20 protein-coding genes, 1 rRNA gene and 1 riboswitch are annotated in these 21503 nt (G+C 70.7%); of the genes, 5 read left to right on the forward strand and 16 right to left on the reverse strand.

The annotated features are described in order from the left end of the window. Nucleotides 1-71: 71 nt before the first annotated feature. Nucleotides 72-1028, reverse strand: a complete 957-nt coding sequence (locus IE207_RS27570; RefSeq protein WP_190187019.1) for an EamA family transporter — start codon at nt 1026-1028, stop codon at nt 72-74. A gap of 169 nt (nt 1029-1197) precedes the next feature. Between IE207_RS27570 and IE207_RS27575 the strand changes: the two genes are divergently transcribed. Further along, nucleotides 1198-1626 (forward strand): type II toxin-antitoxin system Rv0910 family toxin, encoded by a 429-nt coding sequence (locus tag IE207_RS27575; protein WP_190187020.1) that lies wholly within the window; start codon nt 1198-1200, stop codon nt 1624-1626. Between the two features lie 82 nt (nt 1627-1708). Here the strand turns inward: IE207_RS27575 and IE207_RS27580 are convergent, their stop codons facing one another. Then, a complete protein-coding gene (locus IE207_RS27580) occupies nt 1709-2329 on the reverse strand; it encodes a PadR family transcriptional regulator (RefSeq protein WP_190187021.1) in 621 nt (206 codons plus the stop codon). A gap of 205 nt (nt 2330-2534) precedes the next feature. On the opposite strand from IE207_RS27580, the gene IE207_RS27585 reads away from it, so the two are divergent. Next, entirely contained in the window at nt 2535-3353 is an 819-nt protein-coding gene (locus IE207_RS27585; protein ID WP_190187022.1) for a PhzF family phenazine biosynthesis protein, read from the forward strand. Nucleotides 3354-3357: 4 nt separating this feature from the next. On the opposite strand, the gene IE207_RS27590 is transcribed toward IE207_RS27585, so the two are convergent. Then, nucleotides 3358-4194: a CPBP family intramembrane glutamic endopeptidase gene (locus tag IE207_RS27590; RefSeq protein ID WP_229874047.1), complete on the reverse strand. Its 837-nt coding sequence runs from the start codon at nt 4192-4194 to the stop codon at nt 3358-3360. Between the two features lie 43 nt (nt 4195-4237). Then, complete coding sequence (locus IE207_RS27595; protein ID WP_190187023.1) at nt 4238-5773, reverse strand: glutamate-cysteine ligase family protein; 1536 nt, start codon at nt 5771-5773, stop codon at nt 4238-4240. Nucleotides 5774-6268: 495 nt separating this feature from the next. Between IE207_RS27595 and IE207_RS27600 the strand changes: the two genes are divergently transcribed. Both IE207_RS27600 and IE207_RS27605 read left to right on the forward strand, forming a co-directional pair. After that, nucleotides 6269-6889 carry a hypothetical protein gene (locus tag IE207_RS27600; protein WP_190187024.1) on the forward strand — a complete coding sequence of 207 codons (621 nt, stop codon included), beginning with the start codon at nt 6269-6271 and terminating at the stop codon, nt 6887-6889. 285 nt (nt 6890-7174) lie between these two features. Further along, a complete protein-coding gene (locus IE207_RS27605) occupies nt 7175-7363 on the forward strand; it encodes a DUF5999 family protein (RefSeq protein WP_190187025.1) in 189 nt (62 codons plus the stop codon). Between the two features lie 85 nt (nt 7364-7448). Here the strand turns inward: IE207_RS27605 and gcvP are convergent, their stop codons facing one another. Then, the gene (gene gcvP / locus IE207_RS27610) at nt 7449-10334 is read right to left on the reverse strand and encodes an aminomethyl-transferring glycine dehydrogenase (RefSeq protein WP_190187026.1); all 2886 of its coding nucleotides are present in this window, start codon (nt 10332-10334) and stop codon (nt 7449-7451) included. Between the two features lie 195 nt (nt 10335-10529). After that, a riboswitch (glycine riboswitch) is annotated at nt 10530-10628 on the reverse strand. Between the two features lie 128 nt (nt 10629-10756). On the opposite strand from gcvP, the gene IE207_RS27615 reads away from it, so the two are divergent. Further along, the gene (locus IE207_RS27615) at nt 10757-11143 is read left to right on the forward strand and encodes a PRC-barrel domain-containing protein (protein ID WP_190187027.1); all 387 of its coding nucleotides are present in this window, start codon (nt 10757-10759) and stop codon (nt 11141-11143) included. A 4-nt stretch (nt 11144-11147) separates the two neighbouring features. On the opposite strand, the gene IE207_RS27620 is transcribed toward IE207_RS27615, so the two are convergent. The 11 genes from IE207_RS27620 to rrf all read right to left on the reverse strand — a co-directional run bounded on the left by IE207_RS27620 (nt 11148) and on the right by rrf (nt 21449). Continuing rightward, the gene (locus IE207_RS27620; protein WP_190187028.1) at nt 11148-12596 is read right to left on the reverse strand and encodes a DNA polymerase IV; all 1449 of its coding nucleotides are present in this window, start codon (nt 12594-12596) and stop codon (nt 11148-11150) included. 63 nt (nt 12597-12659) lie between these two features. Next, nucleotides 12660-13298: a MerR family transcriptional regulator gene (locus IE207_RS27625; RefSeq protein ID WP_373304777.1), complete on the reverse strand. Its 639-nt coding sequence runs from the start codon at nt 13296-13298 to the stop codon at nt 12660-12662. 180 nt (nt 13299-13478) lie between these two features. Continuing rightward, nucleotides 13479-13952 (reverse strand): bifunctional nuclease family protein, encoded by a 474-nt coding sequence (locus IE207_RS27630; RefSeq protein WP_007262890.1) that lies wholly within the window; start codon nt 13950-13952, stop codon nt 13479-13481. Nucleotides 13953-14004: 52 nt separating this feature from the next. Next, nucleotides 14005-14778, reverse strand: coding sequence for a transcriptional regulator FtsR (gene ftsR, locus IE207_RS27635; protein WP_190187029.1), 774 nt, complete (start codon nt 14776-14778; stop codon nt 14005-14007). 69 nt (nt 14779-14847) lie between these two features. Further along, nucleotides 14848-15783 carry an FHA domain-containing protein gene (locus tag IE207_RS27640; RefSeq protein ID WP_190187047.1) on the reverse strand — a complete coding sequence of 312 codons (936 nt, stop codon included), beginning with the start codon at nt 15781-15783 and terminating at the stop codon, nt 14848-14850. Nucleotides 15784-15865: 82 nt separating this feature from the next. Then, entirely contained in the window at nt 15866-16675 is an 810-nt protein-coding gene (locus tag IE207_RS27645) for a DUF881 domain-containing protein (protein ID WP_190187030.1), read from the reverse strand. 5 nt (nt 16676-16680) lie between these two features. Further along, entirely contained in the window at nt 16681-17013 is a 333-nt protein-coding gene (locus IE207_RS27650; RefSeq protein ID WP_030158423.1) for a small basic family protein, read from the reverse strand. Further along, nucleotides 17010-17915, reverse strand: coding sequence for a DUF881 domain-containing protein (locus IE207_RS27655; protein ID WP_190187031.1), 906 nt, complete (start codon nt 17913-17915; stop codon nt 17010-17012). Before IE207_RS27655 ends, IE207_RS27650 begins: the two co-directional genes overlap by 4 nt. A 94-nt stretch (nt 17916-18009) precedes the next feature. Further along, the gene (locus IE207_RS27660; RefSeq protein WP_190187032.1) at nt 18010-20505 is read right to left on the reverse strand and encodes a mannose-1-phosphate guanyltransferase; all 2496 of its coding nucleotides are present in this window, start codon (nt 20503-20505) and stop codon (nt 18010-18012) included. Between the two features lie 99 nt (nt 20506-20604). Further along, a complete protein-coding gene (gene clsA / locus IE207_RS27665; RefSeq protein WP_190187033.1) occupies nt 20605-21195 on the reverse strand; it encodes a cardiolipin synthase ClsA in 591 nt (196 codons plus the stop codon). A 137-nt stretch (nt 21196-21332) separates the two neighbouring features. Continuing rightward, nucleotides 21333-21449: ribosomal RNA gene (gene rrf / locus IE207_RS27670) — 5S ribosomal RNA — on the reverse strand. Nucleotides 21450-21503: the final 54 nt, after the last annotated feature.

Here is a 21503-nt window from a genome sequence, read left to right on the forward strand (position 1 = left end):
TGTTGCGTGAGGGCCGCCCGCGCTAGGCGGCGGGAGGCGGAAGCACGGCGGTCGAAGGCATGTTCGTCACCCTAGACGTTGGTCGCCTCACGGTCCAGCGCGGCCGGCTCGGGCGCCGCCGGCGGGGTGGGGCGCGAGGACTGCGCGATGAACGCCCCGCCCAGGACGAGCGCTCCGCCCAACGTCTGCCAGGTGGAGAGGCGCTCACCCAGGAGCACCCAGGCGAGCACGGTCGCGACGACCGCCTCCAGGCAGGCCACGACACCCGCGACCTGCGGCGACAGCCTGCGCACGGCGACGACGCCGGTCAGGTACGCGAACACGGTGGCGATCAGCACCACGAAGGTGAGCAGCACCGGCGCGGGCACCGTCATGTCACCCATGACGGCGTCGCCGGCCAGCACCTGCCAGTCGATCTGCCACGGGCGCGCGATCACAGTCATGACCAGCGTTCCGATGAGCATGCCGAACGCGATCACGCCGAGCGGGTCGGGGACGTCGCCCTCGTCGCTGCCCTGGTCCGCGAAGACGAAGTAGCAGGCCTGGCAGCAGGCGGCGGCGAGACCGAGCAGCACGCCGAGCAGGTCCAGGCTGAGCCCGGCCCAGATCTCCACGACGCAGGCCAGCCCGACGACCGCCACGGTCGCTCCGGCGGCCGCGGCACGGGTCACGGGCTTGCGCTGCACGAACCGGATGTACCCGAGGAGCAGGCACGGGCCCAGGTACTCCAGCAGCAGGGCCACCCCGACCGGGATGCGGGAGAGCGAGGCGAAGTAGAAGGCCTGCACGCCGGCGACGGCTATCAGCCCGAACCCCGCCAGCAGCAGCGGCTTGCGCCACACCAGGTCGCGGTGGCGCCAGGCCAGCGGGAAGAGCACGAGCGCCGCTCCGGCCACCCGCAGCCAGACCATGTGGAGCGGGTCCAGGCCCGCCTCGATCAGCGGCTTCGCCGCGACTCCGGAGCCACCGAACGCGCACGCCGAAATCAGGGCGAGGCCCATTCCGGCGTTCTTCCCTGACGCTTGCATGGGGTCATCATGGCAGGGCCGGACAGGAGTATCACCTGAGTGACACCTGTTGAGACGGACCGGGGGCCGGGGCCCGCGGCCGCTACTTTTCTGACAGGTCGTCAGTATTGAATGTTCCGGTCGCCGGGGCTACGTTCCGCGCACGTACCCGACGAGAAGGGGTGGTCGCATGGCCGAAGTCACCGCGCAATCACGCATCGAGGCGCCCGCCGCGAAGGTCTGGGCGCAGCTGACGGAGTGGGACGCGTACGGCCAGTGGAGCATGACCCACACCGACTTCCCCAAGGGCGGCCCGCAGACCCTCGCGGTCGGCTCCACCTTCGCCGAGAACATGAAGATGATGGGCTTCCCCGCCGAGGTGCTGTGGACCGTCTCGGAGCTGGAGGACGAGCGCCTCTTCGCCATCACCGGCAAGGGGCCGATGGGCGTGGCCGTCCTCACCCGGTACACCTTGATCCCGGACGGCGGCGCCACCACCGTCCGCATCGACGGCGAGTTCACCGGAGCCGCCGTCTCGCTGATGGCGGGCAAGCTCAAGGACTCCGCGACCGCCGCCCTGAACGAATCGCTGCGCAAGCTGTCGGCTCTGGTCGCCTGAGCGCCCCCGGGCACACGCGCCGGCGCGCCCCACGAGAGGACTCGTGGGGCGCGCCGGCGTTCCGCGGGAGGTGCGGCCGGGATCAGTGCTCGTCGGCCAGGATGAGGTAGAGCTTCTTGCGGGCGTCGTTGATGACCGCGAGGGCCTTCTCGCGCTGCTCGGGCGTGCCGGTCTTGAAGACCTGGCCGAACGCCTCCATCAGGCCGACTCCGGCCGTCCGGATCTCCTGCATCGCCTCGAAGTCGAAGCCCCGGCCCGCCTCGGCCCACGGGGCCGACGGGCCCGACTCGGCCTCGGTGCGGCCGGCGTCGGTGAGCGTGAACAGCTTCTTGCCGCCGTCGCTCTCGCTGGTGATGAGGCCTTCGTCCTCGAGCAGCTGGAGCGTCGGGTAGACCGAGCCCGGGCTGGGCTTCCAGGCCCCGCCGCTGCGCTCGCCGATCTCCTGGATCATCTCGTAGCCGTGCATCGGCCGGTCGGCGAGCAGCGCCAGGATCGAGGCGCGCACATCTCCGCGCCGGGCGCGGCCGCGCGGCCCGCCCCGTCCCCCGCGCCCGCCGAAGGGCCCTCCGCCGAAGGGCGGACCGAACGGCCCGAAGGCGGCCCGCCGCCCCATGAACTCCTCCCGACGCTCAGGCCCGCAGTGACCGTGACCCCGTCCGTGTTCGTACCCGTGGCCGTGTCCGTGCTGTCCGTGTGAACGCATGACTGCGCTCCTTTCGTCATCGGTCGATCTCGATGTCGATCGCTTGCGATCGCTTCTTCGAACCCCGCTTCCGGGCTCCGATGACTCCACTATCGCCGACCACTCGCGATGCGTCAACGATATATCGGAAACTTTTCACCGACAGGGCCAGTCGCCTCGCATTGGACTTTGGCTGCGATCAAGGGGCCGCCCTACGGTCGGGGGCATGCGCATTCGAATCGTCGACGCCTTCACCGACCGGCCCTTCGGAGGGAACCCCGCCGGGGTGCTGCTCCTTGACGGGGAGTTCCCCGCTGACCAGTGGCTCCAGCAGGTCGCGGCCGAGGTCAACCTCTCCGAGACCGCCTTCGCCCGTCCCCTGCCGTCCGGCGGGGACGCCGACTGGGCGCTGCGCTGGTTCACGCCCGCCACCGAAGTCGACATGTGCGGCCACGCCACCCTCGCCACCGCCCACGTCCTCGCGGCGAGCGGCCTCGCGAACGGCCTCATCCGCTTCGCCACGCGCAGCGGCGTACTGACGGCTCGGGCCGGCGACGACGGCCGGATCACGATGGACTTCCCGACGTCCTCGCTCACCCCCGTCGAGACGCCCGCCGAGGTGGAGCGCGCCCTCGGCGCCCCGGTCCTGTCCGTCCACGACACCTCTGCCCACATCGGCGACCTGGTGGTGGAACTGGCCGGCGAACGGGCCGTGCGGGACCTCACGCCCGACCACGCCGCCCTGCGTGCCTATGCCCGCCGCGGGGTGATCGTCACCGCGGCCGCCGAGGACCCCTCCCGCGGGTACGACTTCGTCTCCCGGGGCTTCTTCCCCGCCGTCGGCATCGACGAGGACCCCGTCACCGGCAGCGCCCACACCGCGCTCGCCCCGTTCTGGGCCGCCCGGCTGGGCCGCACCGAATTGGTGGGCCTCCAGGGCGGGACGCGCACCGGCCTGGTCACCGTCCGGCTCGCCGGCGACCGTACGCTCCTGACCGGCGGCGCCGTCACGGTCCTGGACGGCGAGCTGCGCACCGGCCCCTGACCCGTCAGGGAGTCGGCAGCCAGGAGACGTGGCCCGCCAGCAGGGCGTACCCGCCGAAGGCCACGATGTCGAGCAGTGCGTGCGCGATGACCAGCGGAGCCACCCGGCCCCAGCGGCGGTAGGCCAGGACGAAGACGACGCCCATGACCATGTTGCCGACGAAGCCGCCGACGCCCTGGTAGAGGTGGTAGGAGCCGCGCAGCACCGAGCTGGCCAGCAGCGCCGCCGTCGGCGACCAGCCGAGCCCGTCCAGCCGGCGCAGCAGGTAGGCCAGCACGATGACCTCCTCCACCACCGCGTTCTGCACGGCGGAGAGGATCAGCACCGGGAACTTCCACCACACGTCGGGCAGCGCCTCCGGCACCACCGTCAGGTTGAACCCGGCGGCCCGCGACGCCAGGTAGAACGCCAGCCCCGCACTGCCGATGCCCGCCGCGACGAGCGCCCCCCGGCCCAGGTCCCAGCCGGGGCGGGTGCGGTCGAAGCCGAGCACCCGCAGCCCCGGCGCGCCTTCCCGGGTCAGCAGGTGGGCGACGAGCAGGACGGGAACCAGCGCGGTCGCGATCCCGAACAGCTGCCACGCCAGGTCCAGCCACGGGCGACCCGGCGCGTACGAGCCGTTGAGCGTGGCGGCCTGGTCCTTGAGGCCGCCCGGCTTGGTGAGCGAGCCGGTGAAGCTGATCAGCGCCGAGACCGCGCTCGCGCCCAGGGAGAGCGCGAGCACCAGCAGCGTCTCGGTCCGCAGGTACCCGCGGCCGTCCTCCCGCCGGTCCTCGGCCACCGGCTCCGGCTCCACCCGCACGTGCGACTCCCGTCCCGCCGTCCCGTTGTCCACCCCCATAGTGCCCCCTGGGCGGGGCCGGGGACGCACCGGACCCGGCGGGTCAGCGGCCGATCGCCGCCGAGGCGTCCACCTCCCGCTCCGGGAGCCCGACGGGCCAGGTGTGCACGGGGTCGCCCCGGTGCATCAGCTCGCTGTAGCGCCGGGTGGTCGCGGCCAGTGCGGCGTCGCGCTCCAGGCCGCCCGCGAGCGCCTGGTGGTAGGTGTCGACCTGCCAGGTCGCCCCGTTCACCCGGCGCCGGCAGCGCTCCTCGATGATCCCGAGGCAGCGGTCGCGGTCGGCGGGGGCGATGCCCCACGCGTCCAGGCCCGCCGCCGCCATCGGAAGCAGCTCGTCCAGCACCAGCCGCACCGCCGGTACGCTCGCCAGGCCCGCGCCCCGGCCCCGGCGCGGCCAGCGCAGCCGGGCGTCGATCCCGTACCGGCAGGCCGCGTCGAAGTTGGCCTCCGCCTCGGCGAAGGGGAGCCGGGTCCACACCGGCCGCGGCTCGTCCGCGAGCGTCCGTACGAGCCCGTAGTAGAAGGCCGCGTTGGCCACGACGTCGGCCACCGTCGGCCCGGCCGGCAGCACCCGGTTCTCCACCCGCAGGTGCGGCACCCCGTCGGCGACCCCGTACACGGGCCGGTTCCAGCGGTAGACCGTGCCGTTGTGCAGGACCAGTTCCTGGAGGCTCGGCACCCCGCCCTCGTCCAGCACCCGCAGCGGCTCCTCCTCGTCGCAGATCGGCAGCAGCGCGGGGAAGTAGCGGACGTTCTCCGCGAAGAGTTCGTACGCCGACTCCACCCAGCGCTCCCCGAACCAGGTACGCGGCCGCACGCCCTGCGCCTGGAGCTCCGGTGGCCGGGTGTCGGTGGCCTGCGTGAACAGCGGCGGACGGGACTCCCGCCACAGCTCCCGGCCGAACAGGAACGGGGAGTTGGCGCCGACGGCTATCTGCACCGCGGCCACCGCCTGCGCCGCGTTCCACACGTCCGCGAACCGGGCCGGGGTCACCTGCAAGTGCAACTGCACGGAGGTGCAGGCCGCTTCCGGCACGATCGAGCCGGTGGTCCAGGTGACCCGCTCGACCCCCTCGATGTCGAGGGTGAAGTCCTCGCCGCGCATCATCAGGATCTGCTCGTTCAGCAGCGAGTAGCGGTCCACCGCCGAGAGGTTGGCCAGGGCCAGGTCGGCGCGGGAGACCGTCGGCAGGATCCCGATCATCACCACGCCCGCGTCGATCTCGGCGGCCTGCCGGTGGGCGTAGTGCAGTCCCGCGCTCAGTTCCTCGGCGAGCTGGTCGAAAACGCGGCCCTCCAGACGGTGCGGGAGGACGTTGACCTCCAGGTTGAACATTCCGAGCTCGGTCTGGAAATCGGGGCTCGCTATCCGTTCCAGGACCTGGGCATTCACCATTTTCGGCAACCCGTCGGCACCCGCGAGATTCAATTCGATCTCCAGCCCCATCATGTTCTTGGGGCGATCGAACCTCTGCTCTGCCAGAAGTCGCTCCAGGCCCTCCAGGCACTCCCGCAGCTTCCTCCGATACCGCTGCCGATCGGACAGGTCGAATCCGCCTGCCACGACCTTCTCCCCCATCGAGGTGTCCCTCCTCAAGTGGCCCGTCCCCACAGCATCCAGGCGGGCGTTACGGTCGATGATGCCCCAGCGGCATGATCGCTAACGCCGTGGGGGCGCGCGTGGCCGCGAGCGCGCGCCGGTTTGGCGCGAACGGCGCTCCGGCACATTCACCCGGCAAGTACGTTTGAGCAAATTCCCCGTTGACTTTGCCCATTCCGGATAACCGGCGCTTTCCAGCCGAGCCCCCGTCCGGTAACCTCCGAGGTCAGCGCTGCATGTCCGCGTGCAACCGGCATGTATGTCAGGTCAGCGGGACCGGTAATCGCCTTGTCGGCAATAGCCGGGACAGCTAGCCGAAACATTGCGTGAACACATGTCGTATAAACTCCGCAAACGAGGCAGAGAGTTGGCGCGCGGCCATTGCCCCACAGCCCACCTCTGACCCCAGAATGCGACAGCGCCGTCCGCACCTTCTCCCGTAGCACCGGTCTCCCAAGTGAGAGGCGACCCACCATGCCGCTGCATGTCCCTCCGGCTCCCGCGCCCGCCCTGCGCAGCGTCCTCGCGGCACTCGGTTCCCCCACCGCCGTCAACGAGGCACACACGCCTTCCCTGCGCGCCCCGCACGGCCCGGTCACCGCCGAACTCCCCCTCCCGGTCCACGTCCTCGACCGGCTGAACGCCTCGGCGCTGTCCCCCGGCGGCAGGCCGCCCCGGACGCGACTGACGGGCTGGCGGTTCCTGATCCGCAGCGGCGACCGGTTCGTCGCGGCCGCCGACACCCGCCTCACCCCCGACGGCTGGGCCTTCTCGCACTTCTTCGAGGGCCCCTACGTCGCCGCGACGGAACGCGCGCTGCGCCAGGCGGAGTCGCTCGCCCAGGGATACCAGCCGAGGCTGCTGTCCGTACCGGAGCTGTACATGCTGACGCTGTGGCTGCACGGAGCCGTGAACGCCGACGCCTCCGCCGGTCTGCCGGCCGCCGCCGACCTGCTGGTGCCGCTGGCTCCCGCCCCGCCCGGGATCGCCCCCTACCGGCCGCACCCGGTGTCCGAACTGCTGCCCGTACTGACCCGCAGGCTGCGGCGTACGGCACCTCCGACACCGCCGCCGGTGGCCGCTCCGGCCGCCTGACCTGCACGGACCGACCGGCATGGCCCTAGTGGCCCATGCGGCCTAGCCCGCTTGGACCAGCGGGGAACCACCCCGATCGGCAGGGGAGTTGGCTGAACCGCCCGCACGAGTGATGCGTCATCAATCTATGAGGACAGCTGCCGGGAAATCCCTGCGAAGCAGCCGTCATGGGGGAAGACTGACGACAAGCTCCCCGCTGGTGCGGGGATGAAACACAGGGGGACGGCCTTGAAACACACATCGAGCCGTAGCACGCAGACCACACCGCAGCGAAAGAACGCATCCATGTGCCAGCACCAGCCCGCCTGCCCGTCATCAGAGTCCGCCGACCGGGAGGCCGCGCGCCCGGTGGCCAACCACCCGGAACAGGGCTGGAGTCTGCTGTGCAACGGCGTCCTGCTCTTCGAGGACACCGGTGAGCTGCTGCCGGACGGCCAGATCATCGCCCCGCACCGCCCGCTCGCGATCGCGTAGGCAGCCCGCTCACGCAGAGGGGGCCGGCCCTGGAGCGTACGCTCCGGGACCGGCCCCCTACGTCATCCGTCTACGGGACGACGACTCAGGCGTCGTACTCGTCCAGCGGCGGGCAGGAGCACACCAGGTTCCGGTCGCCGAAGGCGCCGTCGATCCGGCGCACCGGCGGCCAGTACTTCTCGGCCGCGGTGACCCCGCCCGGGAAGACGGCCACGTCGCGGCTGTACGGGTGGTTCCACTCGCCGCCGAGCGCCGCCGCGGTGTGCGGGGAGTTGGCCAGCGGGTTGTCGTCCACCGGCCACTCGCCGCCCGCGACCCGCTCGATCTCGCCGCGGATGGCGATCATGGCGTCGCAGAAACGGTCGATCTCGGCGAGGTCCTCGGACTCCGTCGGCTCGATCATCAGCGTGCCGGCCACCGGGAAGGACATCGTCGGCGCGTGGAAGCCGTAGTCGATCAGACGCTTGGCGATGTCGTCCACGCTGACGCCCGTCGCCTTCGACAGCGGACGCAGGTCGATGATGCACTCGTGCGCGACCAGGTTGCCGGGGCCCGTGTAGAGCACCGGGTAGTGCGGCTCCAGGCGCTTGGCGATGTAGTTCGCACCGAGCACCGCCACCTGGGTGGCGCGCTTGAGGCCGTCGCCGCCCATCAGACGGACGTAGGACCAGGAGATCGGCAGGATGCCGGCCGAGCCCCACGGCGCCGCCGAGATCGGGCCGACGCCCGTCTTCGGACCGGCGGTCGGCTGGAGCGGGTGGTTGGGCAGGTACGGGGCGAGGTGCGCCCGGACACCGACCGGGCCGACGCCCGGACCGCCGCCGCCGTGCGGGATGCAGAAGGTCTTGTGCAGGTTCAGGTGCGAGACGTCTCCGCCGAAGTGGCCCGGCTTGGCCAGACCCACCAGGGCGTTGAGGTTGGCGCCGTCCACGTAGACCTGGCCGCCCGCCTCGTGCACCTGGGCGCAGATGTCGGCGACGTGCTCCTCGAAGACACCGTGCGTCGAGGGGTAGGTGATCATGAGGACGGCGAGCTCGTCGCGGTACTGCTCGATCTTGGCGCGCAGGTCGTCCGCGTCCACCTCACCGTCGTCGGCGGTCTTGACGACGACGACCTTCATGCCGGCCATCACCGCGCTGGCGGCGTTCGTGCCGTGCGCGGAGGACGGGATGAGGCAGATGGTGCGCTGCTCGTCGCCGTTCGCGCGGTGGTAGGCGCGCACGGCCAGCAGGCCGGCGAGCTCACCCTGGGAGCCGGCGTTCGGCTGGATCGAGACCTTGTCGTAGCCGGTGACCTCGCAGAGACGTTCCTCCAGCTCGGTGATGAGCGTGAGGTAGCCCTCCGCCTGCTCGGCCGGGGCGAACGGGTGCAGCTGGCCGAACTCGGGCCAGGTCACCGGCTCCATCTCGGTGGTCGCGTTGAGCTTCATCGTGCAGGAGCCCAGCGGGATCATGCCCCGGTCCAGCGCGTAGTCCTTGTCCGCGAGCTTGCGCAGGTAGCGCAGCATGGCGGTCTCGCTGCGGTGCTGGTGGAACACCGGGTGCGTCAGGTACGCGTCCGAACGCAGCAGGCCCTCGGGCAGCGTGTCCTCGGTGCTCGCGTCCAGCGCCTCGATGTCCGCCGTGACGCCGAAGGCGGCCCAGACGGCCTCGATGTCGGCGCGCAGCGTCGTCTCGTCACAGGCGATGGAGACGAGGTCTGCGTCGGCCTGGTAGAGGTTCACCCCGCCTTCGCGGGCGGCGGCCACGACCTCGGCGGCCCGCCCCGGAACCCGGGCGGTGACGGTGTCGAAGTACGCGCCGTGCACGACCTCGACCCCGCCGGCGGTCAGGCCCGCGGCGAGCAGGGCGGCGTAGCGGTGGGTCCGGCGGGCGATCGTGCGCAGGCCGTCCGGACCGTGGTAGACGGCGTACATCCCGGCCATGACGGCGAGCAGCACCTGCGCGGTGCAGATGTTGCTGGTGGCCTTCTCGCGGCGGATGTGCTGCTCGCGGGTCTGCAGCGCGAGGCGGTACGCCTTGTTGCCGTCCGCGTCGACGGAGACACCGACGAGGCGGCCGGGCAGCGAGCGGGCGTGCTTGGCCTGGACCGCCATGTAGCCGGCGTGCGGTCCGCCGAAGCCCATCGGGACGCCGAAGCGCTGCGTGGTGCCGACGGCGATGTCGGCGCCCAGCTCCCCCGGGGAGACCAGCAGGGTCAGCGCCAGCAGGTCGGCGCAGACGGTGACGATCGCGCCCAGCTCGTGCGCCTGGTCGATGACCGGCTTGATCTCCCGCACCGCACCGGAGGCGCCGGGGTACTGGAGCAGCACACCGAAGACACCGCGCTCGGCGATCTCGGCCGGGATGCCCTCGGACAGGTCCGCGACGACGACCTCGACCCCGATGGGCTCGGCGCGGGTCTCGATCACCGCGATGGTCTGGGGCAGCGCGTCGGCGTCGATCAGGAAGACACCGCCCTTGACCTTGCCGACGCGGCGGGCCAGCGACATGGCCTCGGCGGCCGCGGTGCCCTCGTCGAGCAGGGAGGCGCCCGAGGTCGGCAGGCCGGTCAGGTCGGCGACGACGGTCTGGAAGTTCAGCAGCGCCTCCAGCCGGCCCTGCGAGATCTCCGGCTGGTACGGCGTGTAGGCCGTGTACCAGGCCGGGTTCTCCATGACGTTGCGCAGGATCACCGGCGGCGTGAAGGTGCCGTAGTAGCCGAGGCCGATCATGGAGGAGAGGACCTGGTTGCGGTCGGCGAGCGAGCGCAGCTCGGCCAGCACCTCGGCCTCGGTCCGCGCCTCGGGGAGGTTCAGCGCGTCCGCGGTCCTGATCACATCCGGTACCGCGGCGGCGGTCAGTTCGTCCAGGGAGCCGTAGCCCACCTGAGCGAGCATCTTGGCCTGCGCCTCGGCATCCGGGCCGATGTGGCGCTGCTCGAAGGGGATGCCTCGCTCCAGCTGAGAGAGCGGAATGCGGTTGGCGGTCATGTACGGAGGCCTCCTGGTCGTACGACCTGCGAGGGGCACCACGGCGCGGGCACCCGGACGGCCTCCCCCTCTGTCATCTCAACCTGAGAGCTTCACCGGAGCCGCGGGAAGGACCCACGAGATCCGGCTTTCACCGTCGGTGAGGGGAGGCACCGCGCTGCGCACCGGTACCCGCCCCTGCTTTCCAGAGTGGCCTCGTCACGTGCGGTACGTATGCCTGAGAGATTCCGGGGAGGATTTGCTCCTTCGGCGCCTCCGTCGTGCTCACTCGGAGGACTCTCCCGCACAGGGTCAACAGCCGCTACCCAGCCTACCAGCGAGGATCTGGAAGCTCCCTCGAGTGGCCCCCGCCGAGAATTTGCCCTTCTGTAGTCATTACGAGTCATTACGGAACAGCTGCGACCACTTGGAGGGACCGGACCGTGCAGACCGACATCGATCCCCGCAGTCTCATCGGCCGCAAGGCGTTCGACCGCAATGGCGCCAAGATCGGCACCGTGGACGAGGTCTACCTCGACGATGCCACGGGCGTGCCCGAGTGGGCCGCCGTACGGACCGGCCTGTTCAGCCGGGACGCCTTCGTTCCCCTGGAGCCCAGTGAGGTGGTCGACGACACCCTCCGGGTCCCCTTCGAACGCTCCCTGATCAAGGACGCGCCGGACTTCGGCGTCGGCCGCCACCTCTCGCCGGAGCAGGAGCTCCAGCTCTACCACCACTACGGGCTGGACGTGACCCTCCCGGCGGACTTCCACCGCCCCGCGTCCCCGCAGCAGCCCCGGGACTTCGGCAGCCTGGCCGGCGAAGGCTGACTCCTCAAGCCCCGTCCGGGACCTCCTCGCCCACGAGCGGCAGCGGGTCGGACGGTTCCAGCTCGGGGTCGTCCAGGCGGAAGGTGCGTACGCGGCCCGGCGCCGATCCGGGCTGCTCGAAGCGCACGGTCACCCGGCCGATTCCGCTGCCCTGGACCCAGCCCGGGCCGTACACCGCGTGCCTGACGTCGCTGCCGGCCGGCCAGCGGCGCTCCGCGGCCGGTTCCGGCTCCTCCACCCCGCCGATGACCGGCGCGGGTCCCACGGCCGCCGTTGCCGCCCCGCCGGGCTCCCGCGCCTCCTGCGGCGCACGGGCCTGCGCCTCCCCCGCAGGGCCGCCCCCCGGGCCCTCCGGCGCGCCCGGCGCGTCAGCCAGGGCGTCGGCGGCCTGGGCGAAGAGGTCCTCTTGGGTGTAGTCCGCAAGCCCCGTCACCCCCACCCCCAGCAGCCGCACCCCGCCGGTGGTGTCCACGGCCTCCAGCAGCCGCTGGGCCGCCTCCCGCACCACCGCCGGGTCGTCGGTCGGGCCCCGCAGCGTCTCCGAGCGGGTCAGCGTCGAGAAGTCGTAGCGCCGCACCTTGAGCACGATCGTGCGCCCGGAGTGCCCAGAGCCCCGCAGCCGTCCCACACAGCGGTCGGCGAGCCGCTGCACCTCGTACCGGATCCGCACGCGGTCGTGCAGGTCCACGTCGAAGGTGTCCTCCACGGACACCGACTTCGCGTCCCGCTCGGAGACCACGGGCCGGTCGTCCAGGCCCAGCGCCATCCGGTACAGCCCCGCCCCGTGGGCCCGCCCCACCATCCGGACCAGCTCGTCCTCCCCGGCCTCGGCCAGGTCCCCCACCGTGGTGATCCCGGCCCGCCGCAGGTGCTCCCCGGTGGCCGGCCCGACGCCCGGCAGGGTCCGTACCGACATCGGCGCGAGCAGTTCCCGTTCCGTCCCGGGCTCGATCAGCAGCAGCCCGGCCGGTTTTGCCTCCTCCGAGGCGACCTTGGCCAGCATCTTGGAGCCGGCCAGCCCGACGGAGCCGCTGAGCCCGGTGGCGGCCATGATGTCGGCCCGCAGCCGCTCCCCCGTCTCACGGGCGGCCGCCGAGTCGAAGGCGACCCCGCCCGCCTCCAGGTCCACGAAGGCCTCGTCGAGGCTGAGCGGCTCCACCAGCGGTGACAGCGCCCGCAGCAGGGCCATGACGGTCTCGCTGACCTCCCGGTACAGGGTGAAGCGGGGAATCAGGTACGCGCCGTTGGGGCACAGCCGTCTGGCCTGCGCCGTCGGCATCGCCGAATGCACCCCGAAACGCCTGGCCTCGTAGGAGGCGGTGGCGACGACCCCGCGCGGCCCGAGACCGCCGACGATCACCGGCTTTCCGCGCAGGCTCGGCTTCGACGCCTGCTCCACGGCGGCGTAGAAGGCGTCCATGTCCAGGTGGAGGATGGTCGGCGCGGCTCTCACAGCTCCGATGCTCCCCTACGCCACTGACAACGCCGCCCGGAGCCCCCGGGGGCGCGTGGCGCGTCAGACGGCCCGGTTGCGGCGCGCGGCCAGTTCGTCGCCCGGGTTCTGGCCGATCAGCGTCTCGCCGGTGTCGATCCGCTCCCCGTGCAGCTGCGACAGGGCGTTCTCCACGTCGCGCCAGACCACGCCCACCGCGATGCCGAAGACGCCCTGGCCGCCCTGGAGCAGGCTGACGACCTGGTCCGGCGAGGTGCACTCGTAGACGGTGGCGCCGTCGCTCATCAGAGTCATGCGTTCGAGATCCGAGAAGCCGCGGTCGCGCAGGTGCCGCACCGCGGTACGGATGTTCTGGAGCGCGACCCCGGTGTCCAGGAAGCGTTTGACGATCTTGAGGACCACCACGTCGCGGAAGCTGTACAGCCGCTGCGTCCCCGAGCCGTAGGCGGGCCGCACGCTGGGCTCCACCAGCCCCGTGCGCGCCCAGTAGTCGAGCTGCCGGTAGGTGATGCCGGCGGCGGCGCACGCCGTCGGCCCCCGGTAGCCGACCTGCTCGGGCGCCGGGGCCCCGCCGCCCGGTGCGGCCGGCGCCGGTTCCGGCCGGCGGCGCGCGCTGCCCGCCGCACCGCCGTGCAGCGGGTACGGCCCACCGTCACTCCGTGCGGGGATGCCCCCGGTCATGCCGTCGCCCGTGATGCTCACGCCGACCCTCCGTCCTCGACCTGCCACCTCGAAGGTAGGCAGTCACCAGGGGTGCGTCAACGATCGCCACACTCGGCACGCCGAGTGATAATCACCCTGAGAGTGGTTTCCCGTGCCCCTTTTCGGGGAAAGGCTAACCGAATGGGCAGAATGTCCCTGGTGGGCGGCTTGTCCGCCGCCTCACTGCGGGCCGGTGCCGAAGTCCTCGGGCGAGATCTGATCGAGGAACTCGCGGAACTTCTCCACCTCGTCCTCCTGCTCGTCCGGAATGGCGATGCCGGCGTCGTCCAGCACGCCGTCACTGCCGTAGATCGGCGTCCCCGTCCGCAGGGCCAGCGCTATGGCGTCCGAAGGCCGCGCGCTCACCTCGACCCCGCTCGCGAAGACGAGCTCCGCGTAGAAGACGCCCTCCCGCAGATCCGTGATCCGGACCTCGGTGAGCTCCTCACCGACCGCCTCCAGCACGTCCTTGAACAGGTCGTGCGTCAGCGGCCGGGCAGGGGCCATCCCCTGCTGCGCGAAGGCAATGGCGGTCGCCTCCCCGGGACCGATCCAGATGGGGAGGTACCGATCGCCTCCCACTTCGCGCAGGAGCACGATCGGTTGGTTCGAGGGCATTTCCACCCGGACACCCACAACGTCGAGCTCGTTCACACAGCAACCCTAGGACGTGCCCGACCGGTTTGGGTAGTCGGGCTCTTTCCGGTCAACGCAGACGGACCCCGAGAGCGGTCTGCACGAGCGCCTCGTGCAGCCGTACGGAGAGTCCCGCCAGCTCCTTAATGGTGGCCTCGGCATGGGCCCTGGTCTGCGGGTTGCGGTGCCGGCGCAAGGGGGAGACGACCTGCTCCACCAGTCCGGCCTCGCGGTCCGCGGCCGCCTTCATCGCCCGCAGGTGCCTGGGCTCCAGTCCGAAACGGCCGAGGTCCGCGATCAGCCGTGCCACGGTGACCGCCTCCGCGTCGAACCCGCCGTCCGGGGCCTCGCCGAGGAGCCCGTACGACTCCCACTCGGCCAATTGCTCCTCGTCCACCTCCGCGGCGGCGAGCAGCTCCGCCCGCCCCACCCGGGCGGCGGCGGGCCGCTCCCGGCCCACTTCGCCGTACACGGCCGCGGGTCCGGTGGTCCCGGCCGTGCCACCCGGGTCACGGGGGGCCGCAGGGGCCGGGATACGGACCTGCTCGCCGCGGTCGAGTGCCTCGAGCTGCTCCCGGATGACTTTCAGCGGCAGGTAGTGGTCCCGCTGCAGCCGCAGGATCCGGCTCAGCCGTTCGACGTCGCCGGTGCTGAACTTGCGGTATCCGGAAGGTGTGCGTCTGGGCTCGACCAGCCCTTCCGCCTCCAGGAAGCGGATCTTGGAGATCGTGACGTCGGGGAACTCGTCGCGCAGCATGGTCAGCACCGTGCCGATGCTCACCAGCCGCCCGGCGGCCCTGGCGGTGCCGTTCTTCGCGGCACCGCCGGACGGGGTACGCAGCATGGGACCTTCCCTGTCGGTTCCCCTGGGGGCACCTCTTCGGCGATCGCCGAAGAGGTGCCCCGGGGAGGGTCAGACGCCCCGCAGGCTCGCGTAGAAGACCAGCCGGTACTTGCCGATCTGCACCTCGTCGCCGTTGTGCAGGGCGACGGAGTCGATCGGCTCACGGTTGACGTACGTGCCGTTGAGACTGCCCACGTCGGAGACGGTGAACCCGCCGTCCTGGCTCCTGCGGAACTCGACGTGCCGCCGCGAGACGGTGACGTCGTCCAGGAAGATGTCGCTCTGCGGGTGCCGGCCCGCCGTGGTCAGTTCGCCGTCCAGCAGGAAGCGGCTGCCGGAGTTGGGGCCGCGCCGCACGATCAGCAGGGCGGAACCCGGAGGCAGGGCTTCCACCGCGGCCTGGGCCTCGGGGGAAAGCGAGGACGGCACGTGCCCCGCCACCTCGGCCTCGTAGGCTTCCAGGCCCGAGATCGAGATGGTGGACGTGGTCTCCGAGGCACGCTCCGGCGTCAGACCCGCCCGCAGCGGCGCCCCGCAGTTGGAGCAGAACCGGCTCGCCGCATCGCTGCGGTGGCCACACCTGCTGCAAACCTGCTCGGCCGACATGGACGGCTCCTCGCGCCGCGGCTGCCCCGCGGAGGCATTGGTGGCATACGGGTCGGAGGCAAACCCTCCACCCGCACTTGAGGTTGACGGTTCACCGAAACCTATGCGGCCGGAACCGGCAGGGTCAACAGACGACGCGCCCGAAGCGCCCGGAATGTCACCCCCGGCACCGACCTCGTCCCGGAAGAGGGGACGGTCCGCCTGGACCTCCGCGTCCCCGTGCCCCGCACGGTGCCGCGCACCGCTCTCCTCGCGGTTCTTCTTGCCGAACAACTTCTCAAACAACTTCACGGGCGATTCCCCTTGACCGAAACAGACCCGCCCGTGGGGCAGGACGAACTCCGCATGCACACACCTGCCGACCCGGACATTCTCACAACGTCCGTAACCACCAGACAGTTTCCACCACGCACCGCGACTTCGGCGCGTCGACCCCCCGCAGGCATCCGCCCACGTGAGCCGCTCCACATTCCGCCCCGTCTCACGACGATGACGACCGAGCGTAGTCAGGCTGCTTCGCAGCCCGCAAGGCGTCCACGACGATCTTGGCCGACCGTGTGACGTTCGCCGTGGCCTGCTCCTTCTCCAGCGTCTGCACCACACCGCCGGGGATGTTGAGCGCCGGCTCCAAGTCCTGGGGCTTGCCGATCACCCTGAACTCGTAGGGCTGTGTGATCTTCTTACCGTCGATCGCGACCCCACCGCCCTCGTCCGAGAAGAACGAGCCCGCCACGACCCGTACGCCGTTGATCTGGATCGCCTCGGCGCCGGCCGCCCGCAGCTCCTGGAGGGTGTCCAGCAGCTGATCGGACTGCACCTGACCCTTGGGGTCGGTGATCCGCAGCGTGATGCCGGGCCCCTGTGCGGCCACGGTACCGGCCAGGATGCCCAGTTGGCGTTCCTTCTCCACGGTCTGCTTGCGCGCCTCCTCCGCCTGGTTGGAGCTGCTCTCCAGCTCCTTGCGCTGCTCCTCCAGCTTCTGCTTCTCGTCCTCCAGCCGCTTGGTGCGCCCGTCCAGTTCGTCGAGGATCCGTACGAGGTCCTCCTGGCGGGCGCCGCGTAGCGGGCCGGAGTCGCTGTTGGAGCGGACCTGAATGGCCAGGCCCAGCCCCAGGACGAACAGCAGCAGCGCGACGATCAGTTGCGCCCGGCTCAGCCGCGGTGGCCACAGGCCCGCGGCCAGCCGCCGGCGGCCGCTCTCCTCCGGGGCCCCGGCCGGTGCCGGCGTCCCCTCTACAAGAGGCTGCTCCGGAACGTTCGGTTCCTCGGGAGGCGTTCCATTCGTACTCATCGGCCTCACGCCCGGAACACGTGCCGGCGGATGGCCGCCGCGTTGGAGAAGATGCGGATGCCGAGCACGACCACCACGCCGGTCGACAGCTGCGAGCCGACGCCCAGCTTGTCCCCGAGGAAGACGATCAGCGCGGCCACCACCACGTTCGACAGGAACGACACCACGAACACCTTGTCCACGAAGATGCCGTCCAGCATGGCCCGCAAACCGCCGAACACCGCGTCCAGCGCAGCCACCACGGCGATCGGCAGATAAGGCTCCACCACGGCCGGCACTTCGGGCCTGACCAGCAGCCCGACCACCACTCCGGCCACGAGGCCCAGTACCGCGATCACGATGCACCCTTCTTCGGCTGTTCTGCTGTGGCTGTACGCACGGCGAGGCTCGACGCGGCCTGGAGGCGCAGGTCGTCCACGGGGGTAAGGGTGGAGCGGATGCCGTAGCTCTCCTGGAGCACGTGAAGGTACTGGCCGCCCGCCGAGTCCTGGAACCGGGTGCCCAGCCGCTTGCCGTCACCCACGGCGAGGACTTCGTACGGCGGCACGAGCGGCCTGTTGTCGACCAGTATCGCGTCACCGGCGGCCCTGATCGCGGACAGCGCCGTCAGCCGCTGCCCGTTGATCGAGACCGCCTCCGCGCCCGACTGCCACAGACCGTTGACGATCTTCTGCATGTCCCGGTCCCGCAGCCGTCCCGTGTCCGAGAACCCCTTGGTCTCGCGCGGGCCACCGCCGCCGCCCGACGCGGAGCCCTTGGCGTCGTCCACCACCAGCTTCACCCCGGGCCCGCGTACGTCGGTCGCCCCGGACAGCAAGGCCACGAGCCGGCCCTGGTCGCCGCCCACCTGCTTGAGGGCCGCCTGCTGGCGATCGGCGACCTCCGTGCGCAGCCGCTCGATGTCCCTCTCCAGCCCGTCCGCGTGGGCGTTGGCCCGGTCCACGCGGTCGATGAGCTCCTGACGCTCCTTGGCGAGTACCGGCGCCGCCACCCGCGCCTGCGCCGCGCCCAGGGTGACCACCATCGCGGCGAGTACGAGCCCGCCCGCGAGCGCCAGCTTGGCCTTGAGGGTGCGCGGGAGGCCGGAGGTCCCCTCCGCTTCGCGCCGCGCCGAGGCTTCCGCGTACCCCTCGTCGAGACTGTGGTCCATCACGTGCGTCAGCAGCGACATGGAAGCGTCCGGGCGCGCGGGCCGTGTGACCGGACTCCGGTTGGTGTGCGGCTGCGACATGCCGCTCATCGTCGCATGAGGCCGCCGCCGACACCGAATGCGCCGTCCGGGGGCCGGACGGGAGACTCCCGCCCGGCCCCCGGACGGCGCCGGTGCGGCCGCCTCAGTGCTCGCCGGCGTCCACCACCGCGGCCCACTCGTCCAGCAGTGCCTGCGCGGACGCGTCGTCGGGGCCTTCGGCCCACAGGTGCGTCACGGCCTCCGCCGGGTCCGGCAGCACGAGCGCCCACCGGCCGTCCGCCTCGACCACGCGCACCCCGTCGGTGGTGTCCACCTGCCGGTCGCCGGCCGCCTCCACGACCCGCCGCATGACGAGCCCCTTCACCGCCCACGGCGTCGGCACGTCCCGCTTGAGCACGTGTGCCCGCGGGATCCGCGCGTCGATCTGGCTCAGGGTGAGCTGCGTGCGCGCCACCAGCCCGATCAGCTGCACAAAGGCGGCCGAACCGTCGAAGACGCTGCTGAACTCCGGAACGATGAACCCGCCGCGGCCGTCACCACCGAAGATGGTGCTCTCCGCGCGGCCCACCCGGGTCAGGTCGTCCGGCGATGTCGTCGTCCACTCCACCTGGGTGCCGTGGTACGCGGCCACCTGCTCGGCGACACGGGTCGTGGTCACCGGCAGAGCGACCTTGCCGCTGCGCTTCTCGGCGGCGACGAGGTCGAGCAGCACCAGCAGCGCCCGGTCGTCCTCGATGATCCGGCCGCGTTCGTCCACCAGCGAGATCCGCTCACCCACCGGGTCGAAGCGCACACCGAAGGCCGCCCGCGACGAGGCCACGATCTCGCCCAGCCGCACCAGCCCGGCCCGCCGGGACTCCCGGGTTTCCGTCGGACGGGATTCGTCGAGCCCCGGATTGACGGTCAGGGCGTCCACCCCGAGCCGTCCCAGCAGGCTGGGCAGGACGAGGCCCGCGCTGCCGTTGGACGCGTCCACGACGACCTTGAGCCCCGAATCGGCGACTCCGGTGATGTCCACGCGCCGCAGCATCGAACCCGTGTAGGCGTCGAAGACACTGCCCGGGAACTGCAGGTCACCGATCTCACCGGGGAACGCACGCCGGTACTCCTGGCGGGCGTACACGCGGTCGAGCTTGCGCTGCTGCTGCAAGGAGAGGTCGGCGCCGCGCTCGTCGAGGAACATGATGTCCACCGAGTCCGGCACCCCGGGCGAGGTGCGCAGCACGATGCCGCCGGCGCTGCCTCTCGCGGTCTGCTGCCGGGCAACGGGCAGCGGCACGTTCTCCAGGTCCCGCACGTTGATCGCGCTGGCCTGGAGTGCCGAGATCACGGCGCGCTTGAGCGCTCGCGCGCCACGGGAGTGGTCGCGGGCCGTGGTGACCGTGGCGCCCTTCTTGAGGGTCGTCGCGTAGGCACCGGCCAGCCTCACCACCAGCTCGGGGGTGATCTCGACGTTCAGGATGCCGGTGACGCCACGGGCACCGAACAGGTGGGCCTGCCCGCGCGACTCCCAGATGACGGAGGTGTTGACGAAGGCGCCGGCCTCGATCGTCTTGAAGGGGTAGACGCGCACGTTCCCCTGGACGATCGATTCCTCGCCGACGAGGCACTCGTCACCGATGACGGCGCCGTCCTCGATCCTGGCGGACCGCATGATGTCGGTGTTCTTGCCGATCACGCAGCCGCGGAGGTTGCTGTGGGGCCCGACGTACACGTTGTCGTGCACCACGGCCTTGTGGAGGAAGGCCCCGCTCTTGACGACGACGTTCGACCCGACGACCGTGTGCTCGCGGATCTCGGCGCCGGCCTCGACCTTCGCGTAGTCGCCGACGTACAGCGGCCCGCGGAGCACCGCGTCGGGGCTCACCTCGGCACCTTCGGCGATCCAGACGCCGGGGGAGATCTCGAAGCCGTCCATGTCGACCTGGACCTTGCCTTCGAGCACGTCGGCCTGGGCCTTGACGTAGCTCTCGTGCGTGCCGACGTCCTCCCAGTAGCCCTCGGCGACGTAGCCGTAGATCGGCCGGCCTTCCTTCATCAGCTGGGGGAAGACATCACCCGACCAGTCGACCGAAACGTCCGCCTCGACGTAGTCGAAGATCTCCGGCTCCATCACGTAAATGCCGGTGTTGATGGTGTCCGAGAAGACCTGTCCCCAGGTCGGCTTCTCCAGGAAGCGCTCGACCTTGCCCTCCTCGTCCACGATGGTGATGCCGAATTCCAGCGGATTCGGAACCCGGGTCAGGCAGACCGTGACGAGGCCGCCCTTCTCCTTGTGGAAGCGGATCAGATCGGTGAGGTCGAAGTCGGTGAGCGCATCGCCGGAGATGACGAGGAAGGTGTCGTCCTTCAACGCGTCTTCGGCGTTCTTCACGCTGCCGGCGGTCCCGAGTGGCTTCTCCTCGTTGGCATAGGTGAGCTCCATCCCGAGCTCCTCGCCGTCACCGAAGTAGTTCTTGACGAGCGACGCCAGGAACTGCACGGTCACGACGGTCTCATTGAGCCCATGCCGCTTGAGCAGCCTGAGCACGTGCTCCATGATCGGCCGGTTCGCCACCGGAAGGAGCGGCTTGGGCATGCTTGAGGTCATGGGGCGAAGACGCGTGCCTTCGCCACCGGCCATCACGACGGCCTTCATGTCGGAAGAGTCCTCCTTGAGAGATGACGGTCAAGCCGACCTCACCCGTCTCGGACGGTGACTCCGCAACTCCTCCGCGTGTACCGGCGTCGAGCAAGCTCAATCGGCCGTGGCATCCGCCTTGACCAGCCGGCGGACCTGAACCACGTAAAGGATTCCTGCCCACCAATAGAGGGTTGTACCCCATCCGGCGAACGCCCATCCGAAAACTGCCGCCATCCAGGCCAACGGACCGTTGCCGTCACTGAGCAGCAGCAAGGGGAACGCGTACATGAGGTTGAAGGTCGCGGCCTTGCCCAGGAAGTTGACCTGCGGCGGCGGATAGCCGTGCCGGCGCAGGATCCACACCATGACCAGCAGCATCAGCTCGCGGGCCAGGAGGGCGGCGGTGAGCCACAGAGGGAGAATCCCGCGCCAGGTCAGACCGAAGAGCGTCGTCAGGATGTACAGCCGGTCCGCGGCCGGGTCCAGCAGCCGGCCGAGATTGCTGATCTGATTCCAGCGGCGCGCGAGTTTCCCGTCCAGGTAGTCGCTGATGCCACTGAGCATGAGGACGAGAAGTGCCCACCCGTCGTGCTTCGCGAGGATCAGCCAGAGGAACAGGGGTACGCCGACGAGGCGCGCCATGCTCAGGATGTTCGGAATGGTGAAAATTCGGTCAGTCTGAACCCGAGTCTCCTGGACCTCCACCCGGGGGCCTCCACTGTGACGGTAGAACTAGTCGAACGATGCACCTTGACCCTACAGGAGAGCCCGATGGGCCCTGAACGCAGAAAAGCCCCGCACCGAACCCATGAAGGGCTGGTGCGGGGCTTCCCGCAATGATTGTTCGGCGGCGTCCTACTCTCCCACAGGGTCCCCCCTGCAGTACCATCGGCGCTGAAAGGCTTAGCTTCCGGGTTCGGAATGTAACCGGGCGTTTCCCTAACGCTATGGCCACCGAAACACTATGAAGTTAACCAACCGGGCATGGACACGGTTCGTTACTTCAGAACTAA

The sequence above is a fragment of the Streptomyces cirratus genome (genome assembly GCF_014650775.1).
GTDB lineage: Bacteria > Actinomycetota > Actinomycetes > Streptomycetales > Streptomycetaceae > Streptomyces > Streptomyces cirratus.

Coding starts and splice junctions, on each gene's coding strand:
- IE207_RS27655 (WP_190187031.1), bottom strand. CDS start 17,915: ATGAGCGGCATGTCGCAGCCGCACACCAACCGGAGTCCGGTCACACGG.
- IE207_RS27590 (WP_229874047.1), bottom strand. CDS start 4,194: ATGGGGGTGGACAACGGGACGGCGGGACGGGAGTCGCACGTGCGGGTG.
- ftsR (WP_190187029.1), bottom strand. CDS start 14,778: ATGCTGCGTACCCCGTCCGGCGGTGCCGCGAAGAACGGCACCGCCAGG.
- IE207_RS27605 (WP_190187025.1), top strand. CDS start 7,175: ATGTGCCAGCACCAGCCCGCCTGCCCGTCATCAGAGTCCGCCGACCGG.
- IE207_RS27580 (WP_190187021.1), bottom strand. CDS start 2,329: ATGCGTTCACACGGACAGCACGGACACGGCCACGGGTACGAACACGGA.
- gcvP (WP_190187026.1), bottom strand. CDS start 10,334: ATGACCGCCAACCGCATTCCGCTCTCTCAGCTGGAGCGAGGCATCCCC.
- IE207_RS27585 (WP_190187022.1), top strand. CDS start 2,535: ATGCGCATTCGAATCGTCGACGCCTTCACCGACCGGCCCTTCGGAGGG.
- IE207_RS27660 (WP_190187032.1), bottom strand. CDS start 20,505: ATGAAGGCCGTCGTGATGGCCGGTGGCGAAGGCACGCGTCTTCGCCCC.
- IE207_RS27645 (WP_190187030.1), bottom strand. CDS start 16,675: ATGAGTACGAATGGAACGCCTCCCGAGGAACCGAACGTTCCGGAGCAG.
- IE207_RS27570 (WP_190187019.1), bottom strand. CDS start 1,028: ATGCAAGCGTCAGGGAAGAACGCCGGAATGGGCCTCGCCCTGATTTCG.
- IE207_RS27575 (WP_190187020.1), top strand. CDS start 1,198: ATGGCCGAAGTCACCGCGCAATCACGCATCGAGGCGCCCGCCGCGAAG.
- IE207_RS27600 (WP_190187024.1), top strand. CDS start 6,269: ATGCCGCTGCATGTCCCTCCGGCTCCCGCGCCCGCCCTGCGCAGCGTC.
- IE207_RS27595 (WP_190187023.1), bottom strand. CDS start 5,773: ATGGGGGAGAAGGTCGTGGCAGGCGGATTCGACCTGTCCGATCGGCAG.